Annotated in this window: 16 protein-coding genes; 8 read left to right on the forward strand and 8 right to left on the reverse strand. The window is 36.4% G+C overall.

Annotated features, from left to right (window positions below; genetic code table 11):
* The first annotated feature begins 121 nt into the window (after nucleotides 1-121).
* The 3 genes from AC5YGI_RS09710 to AC5YGI_RS09720 all read left to right on the forward strand — a co-directional run bounded on the left by AC5YGI_RS09710 (nucleotide 122) and on the right by AC5YGI_RS09720 (nucleotide 2,976).
* Nucleotides 122-571 carry a PepSY-like domain-containing protein gene (locus AC5YGI_RS09710; protein ID WP_330744214.1) on the forward strand — a complete coding sequence of 150 codons (450 nt, stop codon included), beginning with the start codon at nucleotides 122-124 and terminating at the stop codon, nucleotides 569-571.
* Between the two features lie 447 nt (nucleotides 572-1,018).
* The gene (locus AC5YGI_RS09715; RefSeq protein WP_110009870.1) at nucleotides 1,019-1,690 is read left to right on the forward strand and encodes a response regulator transcription factor; all 672 of its coding nucleotides are present in this window, start codon (nucleotides 1,019-1,021) and stop codon (nucleotides 1,688-1,690) included.
* Nucleotides 1,690-2,976, forward strand: coding sequence for a sensor histidine kinase (locus tag AC5YGI_RS09720; protein ID WP_496168110.1), 1,287 nt, complete (start codon nucleotides 1,690-1,692; stop codon nucleotides 2,974-2,976). Before AC5YGI_RS09715 ends, AC5YGI_RS09720 begins: the two co-directional genes overlap by 1 nt.
* Nucleotides 2,977-3,040: 64 nt before the next feature.
* Here AC5YGI_RS09720 and trpS read toward each other — a convergent pair whose 3' ends face one another.
* The 7 genes from trpS to ileS all read right to left on the reverse strand — a co-directional run bounded on the left by trpS (nucleotide 3,041) and on the right by ileS (nucleotide 10,003).
* Complete coding sequence (gene trpS, locus AC5YGI_RS09725) at nucleotides 3,041-4,009, reverse strand: tryptophan--tRNA ligase (protein ID WP_496168112.1); 969 nt, start codon at nucleotides 4,007-4,009, stop codon at nucleotides 3,041-3,043.
* A gap of 316 nt (nucleotides 4,010-4,325) precedes the next feature.
* The gene (locus AC5YGI_RS09730; RefSeq protein WP_330744206.1) at nucleotides 4,326-4,970 is read right to left on the reverse strand and encodes a SanA/YdcF family protein; all 645 of its coding nucleotides are present in this window, start codon (nucleotides 4,968-4,970) and stop codon (nucleotides 4,326-4,328) included.
* Between the two features lie 15 nt (nucleotides 4,971-4,985).
* A complete protein-coding gene (locus tag AC5YGI_RS09735; RefSeq protein ID WP_110009867.1) occupies nucleotides 4,986-5,627 on the reverse strand; it encodes a lipoprotein signal peptidase in 642 nt (213 codons plus the stop codon).
* The gene (locus AC5YGI_RS09740; RefSeq protein ID WP_110009866.1) at nucleotides 5,627-5,821 is read right to left on the reverse strand and encodes a DUF2683 family protein; all 195 of its coding nucleotides are present in this window, start codon (nucleotides 5,819-5,821) and stop codon (nucleotides 5,627-5,629) included. The genes AC5YGI_RS09735 and AC5YGI_RS09740 overlap by 1 nt, the downstream gene beginning before the upstream one ends.
* A gap of 17 nt (nucleotides 5,822-5,838) precedes the next feature.
* Complete coding sequence (locus AC5YGI_RS09745; protein ID WP_202839912.1) at nucleotides 5,839-6,090, reverse strand: DUF6576 domain-containing protein; 252 nt, start codon at nucleotides 6,088-6,090, stop codon at nucleotides 5,839-5,841.
* A gap of 78 nt (nucleotides 6,091-6,168) precedes the next feature.
* On the reverse strand, nucleotides 6,169-6,549 hold the full coding sequence (locus AC5YGI_RS09750) for a TraR/DksA family transcriptional regulator (protein ID WP_002983772.1): 381 nt from the start codon (nucleotides 6,547-6,549) through the stop codon (nucleotides 6,169-6,171).
* Nucleotides 6,550-6,607: 58 nt separating this feature from the next.
* Nucleotides 6,608-10,003: an isoleucine--tRNA ligase gene (ileS, locus tag AC5YGI_RS09755; protein ID WP_330744175.1), complete on the reverse strand. Its 3,396-nt coding sequence runs from the start codon at nucleotides 10,001-10,003 to the stop codon at nucleotides 6,608-6,610.
* Between the two features lie 480 nt (nucleotides 10,004-10,483).
* Between ileS and AC5YGI_RS09760 the strand changes: the two genes are divergently transcribed.
* The 4 genes from AC5YGI_RS09760 to AC5YGI_RS09775 all read left to right on the forward strand — a co-directional run bounded on the left by AC5YGI_RS09760 (nucleotide 10,484) and on the right by AC5YGI_RS09775 (nucleotide 14,855).
* Nucleotides 10,484-12,145 carry a M23 family metallopeptidase gene (locus tag AC5YGI_RS09760; protein WP_496168116.1) on the forward strand — a complete coding sequence of 554 codons (1,662 nt, stop codon included), beginning with the start codon at nucleotides 10,484-10,486 and terminating at the stop codon, nucleotides 12,143-12,145.
* Between the two features lie 67 nt (nucleotides 12,146-12,212).
* The gene (gene flxY, locus AC5YGI_RS09765) at nucleotides 12,213-13,505 is read left to right on the forward strand and encodes a flexirubin biosynthesis putative acyl-CoA ligase FlxY (protein ID WP_496168118.1); all 1,293 of its coding nucleotides are present in this window, start codon (nucleotides 12,213-12,215) and stop codon (nucleotides 13,503-13,505) included.
* Nucleotides 13,506-13,665: 160 nt separating this feature from the next.
* Nucleotides 13,666-14,151, forward strand: coding sequence for a hypothetical protein (locus AC5YGI_RS09770; protein WP_496168120.1), 486 nt, complete (start codon nucleotides 13,666-13,668; stop codon nucleotides 14,149-14,151).
* Between the two features lie 101 nt (nucleotides 14,152-14,252).
* Entirely contained in the window at nucleotides 14,253-14,855 is a 603-nt protein-coding gene (locus AC5YGI_RS09775; protein ID WP_496168122.1) for a hypothetical protein, read from the forward strand.
* 35 nt (nucleotides 14,856-14,890) lie between these two features.
* On the opposite strand, the gene AC5YGI_RS09780 is transcribed toward AC5YGI_RS09775, so the two are convergent.
* On the reverse strand, nucleotides 14,891-16,147 hold the full coding sequence (locus AC5YGI_RS09780) for an NAD(P)/FAD-dependent oxidoreductase (RefSeq protein WP_114821690.1): 1,257 nt from the start codon (nucleotides 16,145-16,147) through the stop codon (nucleotides 14,891-14,893).
* Between the two features lie 98 nt (nucleotides 16,148-16,245).
* On the opposite strand from AC5YGI_RS09780, the gene flxA reads away from it, so the two are divergent.
* Complete coding sequence (gene flxA / locus AC5YGI_RS09785) at nucleotides 16,246-17,766, forward strand: flexirubin biosynthesis tyrosine ammonia-lyase FlxA (RefSeq protein WP_496168124.1); 1,521 nt, start codon at nucleotides 16,246-16,248, stop codon at nucleotides 17,764-17,766.
* Nucleotides 17,767-17,771: the final 5 nt, after the last annotated feature.

Consider the following 17,771-nt stretch of genomic DNA (forward strand, 5'->3'; position numbering starts at 1 on the left):
ATCATCTGTGGTCAAATTTAAACTTTACCGTATTTATTTTTTACCGAAATCATTTTCCCAATTCTTTCCCAAATTGATTAGGAAATTTGCTCCATAATACTAACAGAAAAAATTAAATCGTATGAAAAATGTAAAGAAAATCACCGGAGTATTAATGATTGTTTTTTTATTAATCGGAGGCTTAGTTTCCGCACAAGACAGAGCAATCACAGCAAATCAGTTACCCAAAACAGCTAAAAACTTTCTTGCAATTCATTTCAAAGGCATCCCTGTAAACTCTGCAATAGAAGACAGAGAAATTTATGGAGTTGATGAATACAAAGTATATCTGACTAATGGAATGAAAATGGAGTTCGACAGCAGCGGAAACTGGAAAGAAGTGGATGGTAAACACCAGAAAATCCCATATGGTTTCATCCCTGCCTCGATCAGAAATTACAGCACAAAGAATTTTCCCAATACTTACATCATCAAGATCGAAAAGAAAAGATGGTCTTATAAGGCAGAACTTTCCAATGGACTGGAGCTTGAATTCGACCGAAACGGGAATTTTAAAAAAATCGATGATTAACATTTAACCGAATACAAACACTCAATATTAATTACTATGGTCAACTGGAATGTAATAAACAGCAACGGAAGAAAGATTTCTTCTGCTCAGATTAGAAAGAATATGGTTTCATTTATGACAAGGAATCATCCTTGCAGCATCATTGACTCTATTGAAAAAAAATACAGTGCCTATAAAATTCATTTAATGAATGGTTTGTGTCTTGTTTTTGATGCACACGGCCGGCATGTGAAATCAAATTAGACGATTCATGAAAAAGAACCTGAAGGAAGGAGGCAGAGAGCATTTCCATTTTGTAGATTTCTTATCGGTAATTTACCATATCACCCTTATACTGATGATATTATCGTAGACTTTCAGATGTGTATCTCTATCTAAGGCTTCCTCCTTATAATTTCCTATATTTGATATAAGTAAATCATGCAGCAGAGCATATAGATCCGGAATATGAAGATTTTAATAGTAGAAGATGAACCCGAACTGAAAGATACCGTACAGAAATTTCTGGAGGCAGAACACTTCATTGTAGAGTATGCAGAAAATTACAGTGGCGGACTGGAGAAAATTATTTCTTACGAATACGACTGTATTTTGCTGGATATCATGCTGCCTGATGGAAACGGAATCGATCTGCTGAAAGAGATCAAAAAAATGCACAAGAAAGATCCTGTGATCATCCTTTCTGCCAAAGACTCAGTAGATGATAAGGTGGCCGGGCTGGAAATAGGAGCGGATGACTACCTTGCAAAACCTTTCCACCTTGCGGAGCTCATGGCCAGAATCAGGTCTGTGATTAGAAGGAAAAATCAGGATGGAGAAAATATCATCCGCTACAAAAATATCAGCATTGACCCGGAGAACAGAACGGTGAAAGTAGGTGATGAAGAGCTTGTTCTTAACCGTAAAGAATATGACCTTTTGTATTATTTTGTGATTCATCCGGAGAAGACCTTACAGAAAACAACACTGGCGGAAGCTATCTGGGGAGATTATATTGATCAGGCAGACAGTCTGGATTTCATTTATTCCCAGATTAAAAATCTTCGTAAAAAACTGAAAACTCTACATGCAGAGGCCGATTTTCAGGCGGTGTACGGAATAGGATATAAATTGATCTGATGAAAACTTCATTAAAATATTACACGATAAAGTACCTGATCATGATTCTGCTGCTGATCATAGCAGTGTGGGCAGGTCTTTTTTATGCCTACATTCTGGATGAAGTACACGATAATGTAGATGATGGCTTAAGAGATAGAAAAATACAGATTATTAAAGCTGTTTATCTTAATCCTCAGCTTTTGAAGAATAATGAATTTGGATTCAATGAATTTAAAATCAATCCGATCAAAGCCGGAGATTATCAGAATAAAAGCAGGCTGTACAATAAGATGTATTATATGGAATATGATGATAAAGATCAGCCTTACAGGGTTCTGGAAGCCGACTTTATTGATCAGTTCAAAGCGCATCAGCGGCTTGTTATCAGGACTTCAACGGTAGAAGAAGACGAATTGATATACGATCTCACAACAGCCTTAATAGTACTTTACATCCTTTTGGTGATAAGTATCGTAGCTGTTAACGGATATCTTCTTAATAAGGCGATGAGACCGTTCTATCAGATATTGGATAAACTAAAAAAATATCAGTTTGGAATTCCTTTTTCCCAGGAAAAACAGAACTATAAGATCACCGAGTTTGAAGAATTAAATGTAGAAATCAATGAAATGATTGAACGTAATGAATTGGTTTTCTATCAGCAGAAACAGTTTATCGAAAATGCTTCCCATGAACTTCAGACGCCTCTGGCTATCGTGATCAATAAAATTGATCTTATGATTCAGAATGATGATTTAGATAAAAAGAATCTCAACTTTCTTACCGAAGTGAAAAACGACCTGAGAAGAATGGTTGGATTGAATAAATCCTTACTTATGCTTTCCAGGATTGAAAACAGCCAGTTTAATAAAACTTCAGACGTTGATTTTAACAGAATGATCACTCAGCTGGTACAGAATTATGAAGACTTCATTGCATTTAAAAAAATTGAGGTCTCAATTATTGAGAAAGGACAGTTTATAGCAGATTTTAATCAGGATCTGGCAGATATTCTTTTATCCAACCTTCTTAAAAATGCAGTTAAATACAACCATCAGGAAGGGATTTTAAACATTATCGTGGAAAATAACCGGATAACATTTCAAAACAGCGGAAGTGCTGAGCCTTTAGATAAATCCAGAATCTTTAACCGTTTCTATAAACAGGGGTCAGATCATACTTCTACAGGATTAGGGCTGTCTATCATCAAAACCATTATCAAACAATATCCGGGCTGGGACATTAATTATGAATATGGAGATCAGATGCATTACTTTATTCTGACAAAGAATAATACCCATTAATAATACTTTATATCAATAGAAAAAGCCTTTCAGACGAAAGGCTTTCTTATGTGTAATACTCAGATTAAAATCCTAAGCTTGTTCTTACTCTTTTCAGTGTTTCCAGCGCAATAGGTCTGGTTTTCTCAGCTCCCTGCTGAAGTTTTGCTTCAAGCTCATCGAGATTGTTCATATAATAAGCGAACGTTTCTCTTTCCTTCTCAAAACGTACCAGAATAAGATCCAGAAGTTCTTTCTTAGCATGTCCGTATCCGAAGTTTCCGGCAAGATATTTTGCTCTTAATTCTTGAGTCTGTTCAGGTGTAGCAATCAGCTGATAAATCTGGAATGTTTTGTCCGTATCAGGATCCTTAGGCTCTTCCAAAGACTTGGAGTCTGATTCAATGCTCATCACCTGTTTTTTCAGCTCCTTTTCAGGTAAGAAAATATTGATGATATTTCCTCTTGATTTTGACATTTTCTGTCCGTCTGTCCCGGGAACATATTTAGTGTCCTCCTGAAGTTCAGATTGTGGAAGAACAAGAATTTCACCCATCTGATTGTTGAATCTTGAAGCGACATCTCTTGCAAATTCCAGGTGCTGAAGCTGATCTTTTCCTACAGGTACAATTTCAGCGTCATACAATAAAATATCTGCAGCCATCAGAATAGGATACGTAAACAAACCTGCGTTTACATCCTGAAGCCTGTCTGCTTTATCCTTAAATGAATGAGCCAATGTTAATCTTTGATAAGGAAAAAAACATGATAAATGCCAAGAAAGTTCACAGGTTTCAGCGATATCACTTTGTCTGTAGAAATATGTTTTTTCAGTATCCAATCCACAAGCAAGCCAAGCCGCAGCAATCTCGTAGGTATTTTGTCTTAAAGTCTGCGCATCTTTTATCTGGGTAAGTGTGTGAAGATTCGCAATAAATAAAAATGATTCATTTCCTTCCTGTTTGGATAACTCAATAGCAGGAATAATAGCCCCTAATAAATTTCCAAGATGGGGTGTTCCGGTGGCTTGAATGCCGGTAAGAATTCTTGACATTTGTTTACAATTTATATTTAAAATTAATGAACAGCAAATTTACGAGGTTTGCCGGGAATAATGAAAGATAAAAGATAAAAGATAAAAGATAAAAGATAAAAGATAAAAGATAAAAGATAAAAGATAAAAGATAAAAGATAAAAGATAAAAGATAAAAGATGTTGTTATTAAAATTCAATAGGGGTGGGCTTCAGCCCAGCCAGCTTAAAATTCAACATCCATCCATTGGCTTCAGCCAAAACCTATCAATCGGTAAAATTTTATTATCCTTCTACACAATCATCTGTGAAAATCTGTGCAATCAGTGGGAAAAATATTAAGGAATCACAATCTTCTCTCCTCCAAATTTCGGTTCCACACCAAAAAGAAGATCCCAATAGGCTTTAGCTTTTGCCAGATACTCTCTCAAATTGGTTTTTAAGCCCGCATACTTATTCACATCCTCTGCGTTATATCCAAAGGCATCCATTCCATTTTTTCTGGCCAGAAAAACAGCTCTTTCATTATGGAATTTCTGTGAGATAATGACCAGTTTCGTCTGCCCGAAAATATCTTTTGCTCTCACTACAGAATCCAGTGTTCTGAATCCGGCATGGTCTAAAATAATTTTATCATGATGAACTCCTTGCTGCATCAATGCCAGCTGCATATCTTCAGGCTCATTATAATCTTTGGTGCTATTGTCACCACTAACGATGATGTATTGTATTTTTCCGCTTTTGTATAAATCGGCAGCAGCCTTAATTCTGTTGTAAAAATAAGCATTTGGGGTTCCGTTGCTCAGGAGTTTTCCGGTTCCCAGTAATAAGCCGGTTTTTGATTCCGGTACATCAGCAATATTGTAGGAAACAAATGGTGCACTGTCTTTTTTGATGCTGTAATTTGCCCAGGCAATAAAAATAATTCCTGCAACCATAAGAAGCAGGAAAAATTTAACAATATTTTTGATTATTTTATTCATCTGAAAATAGATCATTTAAAATTCCAAACCGTTTGGAAAAGCTTTTTTTCTGAATATTAATAAGAAAGCAGCCCCTACTGTAATAGCAGAATCGGCAACATTGAAAATATATTTGAAGAACTCAATATGTTTTCCTCCGATCAAAGGCCAGCTGTCAGGAACGTACCAGTCTACTACAGGAAAATGAAGCATATCTACCACACATCCTTTCATAAAGGTGGAATATCCGTGCCCGAAAGGAACGATTTTAGAAATGCCGCCGTAGCCAATCCATCGGTCAGTGCTGGCGTCATAAACAGTTCCGCTGTCGAAGATCATTCCGTAGAACATTCCATCAATAAGATTTCCGATAGCTCCTGCAAAAATAATCGCCATAGGAACTAAAAGATAATTGGAAGCTCCTTCTTTCAGCCATTTTCTGAACATATAGATCATACCTCCGATCAGGAATACTCTTAAGATGACCAGAAAATATTTTCCGATAATTCCTCCGAAATGAAATCCGTACGCCATTCCAGGATTTTCAACAAAAGTTTTGTTAAAGAAACCATTGATGACAGGAATACTCTCATTCAGTTCAAAATGAGTTTTGATATAAATTTTTGAAGCCTGGTCAATGAACAACACTAAAAATGTTATTGCTAAGATCTTTTTCATTACTGTCCTTTAGGTTTTGAAGGCTTTGATGCCGGCTTTACATTTTTATTATCGCTTGCTTTCCTGACTACTTTCTGTCCATTGAATGAGCTCTTTACATGAGCTTTTTCAAATTTAATCCCCATTTCCTTCAGAACACTTTTCAGTGCACTCAGCTCCATAGAATTTTTAGGATGTACTATGATAGATTCCATTTCTTATATTTATTTTTTTACATTTTGGACAATTCATCCAGCCTTTTTCTGTCTTTCTCAGACAAATCATTCACTCCGTTTTTGCCCATCTTACTCAAAAGTCTGTCGATTTCTTTCTCCCGCTCGCGTTTATCAGAATTGAATTGATCATCAATGGTATAATTATAATTTTTTTTCTGATCAGGGAAGAATCTGTTTTTGATCCATTCTCTGTTGAAAAATATGACAACTACGGCAATGATAACTCCCAAAATTAATAATTCGTTCATGGGTATACATTAAAAATTAGGTTTATAAAGTATCCGTAAATACGTTATAAACCCAATGTTATTTTACAAACCTTACGGTTATTTTTGCATGTTTTTCGCTTCGATGCTCAGCGTAGCGTGAGGAACGGCTAAAAGTCTTTCCTTAGGAATCAGCTTTCCTGTTACTCTGCAAACACCATACGTTTTATTTTCGATTCTGATCAAAGCATTTTTAAGATCACGCACGAATTTTTCCTGTCTTCCTGCCAAAATAGAATTCTGTTCTTTGCTCAACGTCTCTGCTCCTTCTTCAAAAGCTTTGAAAGTAGGAGACGTATCATCAGTACCATTATTCTGGTCATTGATAAAACTTTCTCTGATAAGCTGAAGATCCTTTTCTGCTTTTTCTATTTTTTCTTTAATGATCGCTTTAAATTCCTGTAAATCAGCATCGCTGTATCTAACTCTTTCGTCTGACATATTCTTTCTCTTTTTTAATAAAATTATGAAATGGAATTTGAAATATAATAACTACAGGTTAATTTTTTTCAACATTTATCTTAAAATTAACCTCATCTATTTCGATTTCGTTAAAATTTAAAAGTGAAGATACAATTTCTATTTTATTTGACAAGACTTCGGAAGAAATATATTCTTCATTTTTCTTAATCTCATTCAGGAAAGGAGAACTTTCTTCCAATGTGATTGAAATTCTGTCTGTCAGTTCAAAGTCTTTATCTTTTCGCAGGTTCTGAATTCTGTTGATGAACTCTCTTGCGATCCCTTCAGATTTTAACTCATCGGTTAACGTCAAATCTAATGCCACAGTTGTTTTTCCATCAGAAGTTACGGTCCATCCCGGGATATCTTTTGTAGAGATTTCTACATCATCAAGGGTGATTTCATATCCCTGAACGTCTGTTTTTCCTTCTTTTTCAAGACTGGCAATCTGTTCTGCACTAAGATTAGCAATCTCTGCACCCACCACCTTCATATCTTTTCCTAATTTAGGACCAAGCGCTTTGAAGTTCGGTTTTATCTGTTTTACAATTAAATGGGATGCTTCTTCAGCATTGATTAACTGTAATTCTTTCACGTTCACCTCCTGTTTGATCAGATCTGCAACTGCAAGAATCTGCTCTTCTGTTTTAGAATCCAGTACAGGAACCAATACTTTTTGTAAAGGCTGACGAACTTTTACATTTTCTTTCTTTCTCAATGAGAAAACCATACTTGTAATGTTCTGTGCCAAATGAGTCTTTTCAACCAGATCCTGATCAATTAAACTTTCATCAGCTACCGGGAAGTCTGTAAGGTGTACAGATTCACAATTTTCCTTACCTGTTACTTTATTTAAATCCTGATACAACTGATCCATGAAGAACGGAGCAATAGGAGCGGAAAGCTTAGCTACTGTTTCAAGACAAGTGTATAAAGTCTGGTAAGCAGAGATCTTATCATCAGAATAATCTCCTTTCCAGAAACGTCTTCTGCATAGTCTTACATACCAATTACTCAGGTTGTCGTTCACAAAAGTACTGATCGCTCTTGCTACTCTTGTCGGCTCGTAGTCTTCATAGAAAGCTTTTACCTCCTTAATCAGAAGATTAAGCTCAGAAAGGATCCATCTGTCGATTTCAGGACGGTTTTCCACTTCTTTTTCCGAATAGTTGAAGCCATCCACATTCGCATACAAAGCGAAGAATGAATAGGTATTGTAAAGTGTTCCGAAGAACTTTCTTCTTACTTCGTCAATTCCTTCAATATCAAACTTCAGGTTTTCCCATGGGTTGGCATTGGAAATCATGTACCAACGCGTAGCATCAGGTCCGTATACAGCAAGTGTTTCGAACGGATCTACAGCATTTCCTAAACGTTTTGACATTTTTTGTCCGTTCTTATCCAGAACAAGACCGTTACTCATTACATTTTTATAAGCAACCGAATCAAACACAGCTGTTCCGATAGCGTGAAGCGTATAGAACCATCCACGGGTCTGGTCAACACCTTCTGCGATGAAATCAGCAGGGAATGCTTTATTATTGTCGATTAATTCTTTGTTTTCGAAAGGATAATGCAACTGTGCATAAGGCATAGACCCTGAATCGAACCAAACATCGATCAGGTCGCTCTCACGTTTCATTGCTTTTCCTGAATCAGAAACCAATACCACTTTGTCAACCACGTTTTTGTGAAGATCCACAAGCTCATAGTTAGACTCAGCCATATTTCCGATGATGAAACCTTTGAAAGGGTTTTCAGTCATCAGTCCTGCTGCAATTGATTTTTCGATTTCATTGTATAACTCTTCTACAGAACCGATGATTTTTTCTTCTTTCAGATCATCTGTTCTCCAGATCGGCAATGGAATACCCCAATATCTTGAACGGGATAAGTTCCAGTCGTTTACATTTTCCAACCAATTGGCAAAACGTCCTTCTCCGGTAGCTTTTGGCTTCCAGTTGATCTCTTTGTTCAAATTAACCAGTCTGTCTTTTACAGCAGTCATTTTCACAAACCATGAATCCAACGGGTAATACAATACCGGTTTATCTGTTCTCCAGCAGTGTGGATAAGAGTGGACATATTTTTCTACTTTGAAAGCCTTGTTCTCCATTTTCAATAAGATGGCAAGTTCTACATCCCATGATTTCTCAGGAGCAGTTCCTTCATCGTAGTATTCGTTTTTGATATAAGTTCCGGAGAATACCTCAGGCACATTTTCTCCTTTGATGAATTTCCCTTGTAAATCTACCAATGGTACAAGATTATCATTTTCATCTTTTACCAGCATCGGTGGAACCTCAGGCTGAGCCATTTTAGCTACTCTCGCATCATCAGCACCAAAAGTAGGTGCCGTGTGAACGATACCTGTACCATCTTCTGTCGTAACGAAATCTCCAAGGATCACTCTGAATGCATTCTCAGGATTGTCATTGGGGGTAAACCAAGGAACTAATTGCTCATATCTTGTATCAACAAGTTTTTCTCCTGTAAACTCTTTTAATATTCTGAAAGGAATTACTTTAGTCTCCGGAGTATAGTTGGCAAAATCCTCATCTGTACCTACTGTATATTTTTTACCGAAAACTTTAGGTAAAAGAACACTTGATAAAACTACAGTTACAGGTTCAAATGTATACTGATTGAAGGTTTTAACCAAAACATATTCAATATCTCTTCCTACGGTAAGAGCCGTATTGGACGGAAGTGTCCATGGAGTTGTTGTCCATGCAAGGATATGTACATCCCCGTCAACATCGTTGAACAAAGCTGAAGAGTCTTTCTTCACTTTAAACTGAGCCACAACCGTTGTATCTGAAACATCACGATAGGTTCCAGGCTGGTTAAGCTCATGAGAAGAAAGTCCTGTTCCTGCTTTTGGAGAGTAAGGCTGGATCGTGTAGCCTTTGTACAATAAGTCTTTATTGTACAATTGCTTCAATAGCCACCAAACCGTTTCCATATATTTTGACTTGTACGTGATGTACGGATCATCAAGGTCTACCCAATATCCGATTTTTTCCGTAAGGTTATTCCATACATCGGTATAACGCATCACGGCTTCACGACAAGCTTTGTTATAGTCTTCAATAGAGATTTTTTTGCCAATATCTTCTTTAGTGATTCCTAATTCTTTTTCTACACCCAGTTCCACAGGAAGACCATGCGTATCCCAGCCTGCTTTACGGAAAACCTGCTTTCCGTTTTGAGTCTGGTAACGGCAGAAAATATCTTTCAATGCTCTTGCCATTACGTGGTGAATTCCGGGCATACCGTTTGCTGAAGGCGGACCTTCATAAAAAACAAACTCAGGATTTCCCTGACGAATCTCAACACTCTTATTGAAGGTTTTATTTTGTTTCCAAAATTCCGCTACATTCTCTGCTACGTCAATAAGGTTGAGGTTTTTGTATTCTTTAAATTGGCTCATTGTAAATATCTCAATATCGTTGATTAATTAAGTCTGCAAATTTACTAAAATTTGTCGGTTTATAATATATGTTTTATTTCGATATCATCTATTAAAAAGTTCAATTTCAGAAATATAAATGGAGAAAGTGAGAAAAAGTGAATGGTGAATAGTCAATAAGTGAATTTTTCCGGGTGTTTTTTATATAAAATTTAATGCAATTTATTCAATAGGAGCGGGCTTCAGCACGCTTAAATAATAAAAATAAATCCTACGGCTTTAGCCAAAACCTAATGATTGCGCAAAGTTCACAAAGATGTATGGATAATGTAAGATCGGTCGCAAAGGCGTTTCACTCAGCAGGGGAAATATGGGGTGGGAAAAACAAAATTGATTCGAAGATTGGCTAGAGTACGAAGCACGGATTGGCCGAAATTTTGTACATTTAAGTAGATCTATAAACTCAAATGCTGTATGAAAATCTTTCCCCAACTGATATTTATGATTTGTTTAATTAGCAGTATCATCACTCAGGCTCAAAATAATTATCCACAAAATTATTTCAGGAATCCACTCAACATTCCCATGCAGCTGGCTGCCAATTTTGGAGCTATCAGGACTAATCACTTTCATATGGGACTGGATTTAAGAACAAATAGCCAGGAAAATTTATCGGTTCTTGCAGCCGCAGAAGGTTATGTGAGCAGAATAAAAGTAGAGCGTTATGGATTTGGAAATGCAGTGTACATCACTCATCCCAACGGTTATACCACAGTATATGCCCACCTGAATAAATACTTCAGTAAACTGGATGAATATGTAAAGGAAAAACAATATAAAGACGAAAAGTGGGAGCAGGATATCACTTTTCAACCCGGACAGTTTCCTGTGGAGAAAGGACAACAGATTGCATTGAGTGGAAATACCGGAGGATCTGCTGGCCCGCATCTTCATTTTGAAATAAGAGATACCAAAACAGAGGAATGCTTAAATCCGTTACTTTTTGGGTTTGCCATTCCTGATAATATTGCCCCGATTATTAGCGGATTGTATTGGTATGACCGCCGTTTCAGTACGTATGAACCCGGAGCGAATAGTATTGCCGTAAAAAAAGCCGGAAATACTTATACGTCTAATCTTGTTCAGGTGAGTTCTCCGGAGATAAGTTTGGGCATTAAAGCTGTAGATAAAGCGAATAAAGGATTTAATCTTGGAGTTTATCAGGCAGAACTCTTGATGGACGGTAAGCTGATTTATAGTTTTAAAACTGATAAAATCCACTATGATGACACGCGATATATCAACGGCTGTATAGACTATACCAAATTCATCAGGGATAAAATGGGAATTCAGCACCTATCCGATTTACCAGGAATGCATCTTCAGAATTATAGTCTTCCAAACTTAAGTGGGATTATCAAATTTCAGGATGAAAATGTTCATACCATTGAGATTGTTCTGAAAGACGTCAAAGGAAATACAAGCCGCTTAACAACAAAACTCCAGTTAAATAAAACTTCAGATAAAATATCTTCTACGGGAAAAACAATAATGGCTAACGAAGCGAAAACCATTACCACAGAAAATACAGAGATTGCTTTCAGTAAAAATGCCATGTATGATGCCGTAAATTTCAATGCCTATGAAAAACCGGATACAGATCCGAATGCTGTTTCAAATACCATTGTTTTGCATAGTCCATACATTCCCGTTCAGGATGAATATACCTTGAAAATAAAACCGAATAGAAAATTAACCAATACAGAAAAAGATAAGACAGTTATTGTTCTTGATTACGGAAGTGATAAAGATTTTGTAAAAGCAAAATGGAATAGTGACTGGGCAGAAGGGAAATTCAACAGATTGGGTACGGCGAAATTGGTGATTGACAATAATCTTCCATCCGTTTCATCAGGCTGGGCAGAAGGAGCATTGGTTAATAGCAGTTCATTACTTTTAAAGGGAACAACGAAAGTGGGAGATATTATTTCATTTCGTGCCGAACTGGATGGTAAATGGCTGAGGTTTGCAAGAGTAAAAGACAATTTTGTCTACACTTTTGATGAAAAATGCCCGAAAGGATCAGGTTCCCATACTTTAAAAGTAACCACAATCAATACCGCCGGTAATACCAATACACAAACTTTTACGTTTAAGAGATAATTCATCTTTTAATACTTAAATCTTTTAATTTTAATTAGATAAATTTGCTTTTTAAAAATTAAAATCATTGGAATTTCATCCGTCAATCGAGAAAGCAGGGATTCAGGAAATCAAATTGTTTCAGGAAGAAAAACTTCGTGAACTTTTGATCTATCTTGAAACTCATTCGCCGTTTTATCAGAAACTGTTCAACGAAAATAATATTACTATTGAGGATATTCGTACTTTGGAAGATCTTCAGAAGATTCCTACCACCACAAAGAATGATCTTCAGCAGTACAATCATGATTTTTTCTGCATACCACCGCATAAAATTGTGGATTACAGCACCACTTCCGGAACATTGGGAGATCCGGTGACTTTCGGATTGTCCGACAGTGATCTGGAAAGGCTTGCGTACAATGAAGCGATATCTTTTGCCTGTGCAGGAATTCAGAAAGGAGATGTTGTGCAGATGATTACCACCATAGATAAAAGGTTTATGGCTGGGCTTGCTTATTTTCTTGGTTTAAGAAAAATGGGGGCAAGCGTAGTAAGAATGGGACCGGGAATTCCTGAACTGCAATGGGATTCTATCTTCAGATACAAACCCAGATATCTGATCACCGTTCCTTCTTTTCTGTTGAAAATGATTGATTATGCCGAAAAACATGGACTGGATTATAAAAATTCAGGTGTTTACGGTGCTGTTTGCATTGGAGAAAGTATCAAAAATCAGGATTTTACAGACAATATTCTTTCACAGAAAATCAAAGAAAAATGGGACATCAAACTCTTTTCCACCTATGCTTCTACCGAAATGAGCACTGCCTTTACAGAATGTGAATTCCAGATCGGAGGACATCACCATCCGGAACTGATTATTACAGAAATTCTGGATGATGAAGGAAATCCTGTAAAAAAAGGAGAAAGCGGAGAACTTACGATTACGACTTTGGGAGTGGAAGCCATTCCTTTGTTGAGGTTTAAAACCGGAGATCTTGTAAAAGCCCACTATGAGCCATGCAAGTGTGGAAGAAATACAATGAGATTAGGACCTGTTGTAGGAAGAAAGCAGCAGATGATCAAATACAAAGGGACAACGCTGTATCCTCCTGCTATGAATGATATTTTAAATGATTTTAATAATATCTTATGCTACCAGATTGTGATTCATGCCAACGAAATCGGACTTGATGAGATTATCATTAAACTTAGTACAGAAGCAGATCATGAAGGGTTTGTCAATGAAGTAAGAGACCACTTCCGTGCAAAATTGAGAGTAAGTCCTAAAATTGAAATCATCGATTTTGATATTCTTTCTAAAGCAGTTTTTAATCCAAACAGCAGAAAACCGATTAATTTTATTGATTTACGCTGATCTGCTTTTCTTAAAAATTAATATTATTCTTTTTATTTTACACTTATTCCGGCTTAAATTAGCCGGATTTTTTCTTACTAGATCAATAAAATGTCTTTTTTACGAAAATCCGTTATTTAGAGTCTTATTGAGTAATTTTACGGGAATTAAACATAAAAAAATGAAAAAAAAATTAATTCTGATGGCTGGCTTAACTATAGGCCTTGCATTAGTATCCTGTAAAAAACAAGGTAATGAACTTGAAAAAGAACTCTCGGCAGCACATGCTAAATTGAAATCTGATCATAGCAAATTAGAAGCAGCTCATTCGGTAATGGAAAAAGAACATGCTGCTTTTACCAGTATTCATCACCTGCAGAATGAACCTGCTACCAGTGAGCATAACAAAATTGAGGCTTTGCATAAGGATATTCTGCAGCAGCATGCAGACCTGCTTATCAGGCATTCTGAAATTATAAAAAAACATGATGAACTGGAGAAAAAGCATGCAACTGAAAATTTTGACATCAATCAGTTGAAAGCTGATCATGATCGAATGATGAAAGAGGATGAAGAACTGATACGGGAACATACAAAAATGACAGAAGATCATACAAAAATGATGGCAGAAGATGATAAGATAAAGAAAGAAGATAAATTGAAATAATTTTGTACAAAACGGTCTGAACTTTCAGACTGTTTTTTTCTGTTACTTATCAATAAAAGTAAATATATTTGGGCGCTTAAATAAAAACTAATTTAAAAAATATGAGAAAATTATTGTTATTGCTGTTCATGGCAATTGGAGTGGTAGCTTTTGCCCAAAATCAAATTAAAGTTGAATCCGGAAATTTTGATTTTTTAAAAGATCAGACTGAGGTAAATGTTCAGGTGAAATTTGAAAATGTCGCTTTTCAGGTAGAAAATTATACTGAAGCTCAGTATCTTGAGAGAAGAAAAACTGAAACCATAGCTAAAAAGAGTGAAGAGGCCTGGGGAAAATGGATCAGAGCATGGGAAACATTTAAAAATACGGAATATTTGGATTATTTTCTGAAAGGAATCAACAGAAAGTCTAAAAAGATTGCCTTCAAAAAAGATACTCATGCTAAGTATACACTAATTGTTGATGCAAAATGGATTTATGCAGGATGGCATGGTGGATTGATAGGGCAGGAAGCTAAATTAACCTCAGACCTGGTTTTCGTAGAAACAGATAATACGTCAAATGTGGTGATGAAGCTAAAAGGAGATAAAATTCTTGGAAAACCACAAAATAAGGATTTTGTAATGGAATATGGAAGAATTGCTGGAGCATATGAACAAACTGGAAAAGATCTGGGGAAAAAAATTAAAGAAATTATAAAATAAGCAAAAACGGTCTGAAAAAATTCAGACCGTTTTTATTATGCTTGATTTTGCTGCTCCTGTTTTTCCAGCTTGATCAGGTTCGCAAGGTTTTTAATTACAGTATCGTGCTTTCTCACAAAAGGATTGTCTTTATTCCAGACATAGCCTGCTAAAACAGCACAGATCTTTTTCTTGACGTCCGGATTTTCCGGCTGATGGAAGAATAGCTCCTGAAGATTTCCGGTATACCATTCTTTTACATAGGTGGTGAAAACATCTACTCCGTATAAAATATAATCTGTATATTCTTTCTGCCAATCGATTTTTTCTCCGTTTAATTGTCTTAACGCGAGTTTGGCGGCCAGCATTCCGGATTCTGTGGCAAAAGCCATTCCTGAAGAAAATACCGGATCAAGGAATTCTGAAGCATTTCCTGTTAAAGCAAATCCGTCTCCGAATAAACTTTTAACCGAACATGAATAATCTTTCAGATGTTTAGGTTCAAAAAGGAAATCTACATTTCCAAAACGTTTTACGTAATATTCAGAAAGAGAGATCGCTTTTCTTAAAGCTTCCGTCGTATCTCCGTTTTCAGATAATTTGTCGATATATTCAGTAGGGCCTACAATTCCTAAACTTGTGTTTCCGTTGGAAAAAGGAATTACCCAAAGCCATACTTCGGTTTCAATAATGTCAAAAGAAATCAAAGTTCCTTCCTCTCCAGGTTCTCTGTTGATATCGTTTACATGAGAGAAAATGGCAGAGTGAGGGGACAGTTTTGAAGGTTTTTCAAGATCAAGCAGGCGAGGCAGTACTCTTCCGTATCCACTGGAATCGATAACAAACTTAGCATGGATCTCTTTTGTTTCTCCATCCTTGTTTCTTACCGTAGTTATAGAATCTGTTCCGTCAAATTTGATATCTATCACTTCAGTTTCAAACTCAAGATCAATTCCTTTGTTAATGACTTCCTGAGCAAGCGTATTATCAAAATCAGCTCTTGGAACCTGCCAGGTCCAGTCCCAGCCTTCCCCGAATTTGTTGCTGAAATCAAAAATGCAGACTTCCTCACCACGGAGGAAACGAGCCCCAAGCTTTTTTTCAAAGCCCATTTTGTCTAATGCAGGGAAAAGTCCGGCCTCCTCAAAGTGGTCCATTACCCTTGGAATTAAGCTTTCTCCAACTACGAGTCTGGGGAATTTTGTTTTTTCAACTACTTTTACGCTGACGTTATTGTTCTTCAGGTACGAAGAAGACACGCATCCGGAGGGTCCGGCTCCGATTACAAGAACGTCAACAAATTCTTTGCTCATCTTTGATTTTTTATTTTAATAATAACTTTTATCTTTGCCGCAAAATTAGTGACAAATAATTAATATTTTACAAAATTATCAACTATTACTTTTAATTGATGAAAATAAATAACTTTTTAGAACTGAAAGACTTTCAAAAAATTATCATTGAGAATGAAAAAATAGAACTGGATGAATCACTTTTATCAAGAGTGGATAAAAGTTTTCAGTTTTTAAAAGAGTTTTCAAAAAATAAAGTAATATATGGTGTGAACACCGGTTTTGGGCCCATGGCTCAGTTTAAAATCAGTGATGAAGACACCCACCAGCTTCAGTATAACCTGATCAGAAGCCATTCTTCAGGAATTGGAAATCCTTTACCTGCGGAAGAAGTAAAAGCATGTATGCTGGCAAGATTGAATACATTATCATTAGGGAATTCAGGAGTGCACCAGTCTGTTATCTATCTTCTTCAGGAACTGATCAACAGAGATATTACTCCACTGATTTTTGAACATGGAGGAGTAGGAGCAAGTGGTGACCTTGTCCAGCTGGCTCACCTGGCTCTGGTATTGATTGGAGAAGGAGAAGTTTTTTACAATGGAGAACGAAAATCTACCAAAGAGGTTTTTGAAACTGAAGTCTTAGAACCGATAAAAGTTGAAATCCGTGAAGGTCTTGCTTTGATGAACGGAACTTCCGTAATGTCCGGAATCGGTATTGTAAATGCCTATAAAGCGAATCAGCTTACAGATATTTCTCTCAGACTTTCTTGTGCTATCAATGAAATTGTACAGGCTTATGATGATCACCTGTCAGAGGCGTTGAACGGAACCAAAAGACATTACGGGCAGCAGAAAGTGGCAGAAAGAATGCGTGCTCATCTGGCAGACAGTAAACTGATCAGAAAAAGAGAAGAGCATCTTTATACTCATTTTGAAGAGCAGGAAAAAGTATTCAAGGAAAAAGTTCAGGAATATTATTCTTTACGATGTGTTCCTCAAATCTTAGGTCCGGTATTGGATACGTTGGAATATACGGAGAAAGTTCTTGAAAATGAGATCAATTCAGCGAATGACAACCCAATTATCAACGTTGAAGATCAGCATGTGTATCACGGAGGAAACTTCCATGGAGATTATATCTCTTTGGAAATGGACAAGCTTAAAATTGTGGTAACCAAACTTACCATGCTTGCAGAAAGACAATTAAACTACCTTCTGAATGCCAAAATCAATGAAATTTTGCCTCCTTTTGTCAATTTAGGTAAATTAGGTTTCAATTTTGGGATGCAGGGAGTACAGTTTACGGCAACTTCTACTACGGCAGAAAGCCAGATGCTGTCAAACTCTATGTATGTTCACAGTATTCCAAACAATAACGATAACCAGGATATCGTTAGTATGGGAACAAATGCTGCGGTGATTTGCAGAAAAGTCATTGAAAATGCTTTTGAAGTTTTGGCCATTGAAGCAATTACTATCATTCAGGCGGTTGAATATCTTGGATTTCAGGATAAGGTTTCATCCTCTACAAAAGAACTGTATGATGATATCAGAAAAATTATTCCTGCTTTTTCAGATGATATGGTTATGTATCCGTATTTGGAGGAAGTAAAGAAATATCTGAAAGGAATGTAACTATT

The organism is Chryseobacterium sp. CS3K3.1 (genome assembly GCF_059515165.1).

Bases quoted from the DNA above. Each gene is read 5' to 3' on its own strand.
- AC5YGI_RS09710 (WP_330744214.1), top strand. From the start codon at position 122: ATGAAAAATGTAAAGAAAATCACCGGAGTATTAATGATTGTTTTTTTA.
- AC5YGI_RS09715 (WP_110009870.1), top strand. From the start codon at position 1,019: ATGAAGATTTTAATAGTAGAAGATGAACCCGAACTGAAAGATACCGTA.
- AC5YGI_RS09720 (WP_496168110.1), top strand. From the start codon at position 1,690: ATGAAAACTTCATTAAAATATTACACGATAAAGTACCTGATCATGATT.
- trpS (WP_496168112.1), bottom strand. From the start codon at position 4,009: ATGTCAAGAATTCTTACCGGCATTCAAGCCACCGGAACACCCCATCTT.
- AC5YGI_RS09730 (WP_330744206.1), bottom strand. From the start codon at position 4,970: ATGAATAAAATAATCAAAAATATTGTTAAATTTTTCCTGCTTCTTATG.
- AC5YGI_RS09735 (WP_110009867.1), bottom strand. From the start codon at position 5,627: ATGAAAAAGATCTTAGCAATAACATTTTTAGTGTTGTTCATTGACCAG.
- AC5YGI_RS09740 (WP_110009866.1), bottom strand. From the start codon at position 5,821: ATGGAATCTATCATAGTACATCCTAAAAATTCTATGGAGCTGAGTGCA.
- AC5YGI_RS09745 (WP_202839912.1), bottom strand. From the start codon at position 6,090: ATGAACGAATTATTAATTTTGGGAGTTATCATTGCCGTAGTTGTCATA.
- AC5YGI_RS09750 (WP_002983772.1), bottom strand. From the start codon at position 6,549: ATGTCAGACGAAAGAGTTAGATACAGCGATGCTGATTTACAGGAATTT.
- ileS (WP_330744175.1), bottom strand. From the start codon at position 10,003: ATGAGCCAATTTAAAGAATACAAAAACCTCAACCTTATTGACGTAGCA.
- AC5YGI_RS09760 (WP_496168116.1), top strand. From the start codon at position 10,484: ATGATTTGTTTAATTAGCAGTATCATCACTCAGGCTCAAAATAATTAT.
- AC5YGI_RS09770 (WP_496168120.1), top strand. From the start codon at position 13,666: ATGAAAAAAAAATTAATTCTGATGGCTGGCTTAACTATAGGCCTTGCA.
- AC5YGI_RS09775 (WP_496168122.1), top strand. From the start codon at position 14,253: ATGAGAAAATTATTGTTATTGCTGTTCATGGCAATTGGAGTGGTAGCT.
- AC5YGI_RS09780 (WP_114821690.1), bottom strand. From the start codon at position 16,147: ATGAGCAAAGAATTTGTTGACGTTCTTGTAATCGGAGCCGGACCCTCC.
- flxA (WP_496168124.1), top strand. From the start codon at position 16,246: ATGAAAATAAATAACTTTTTAGAACTGAAAGACTTTCAAAAAATTATC.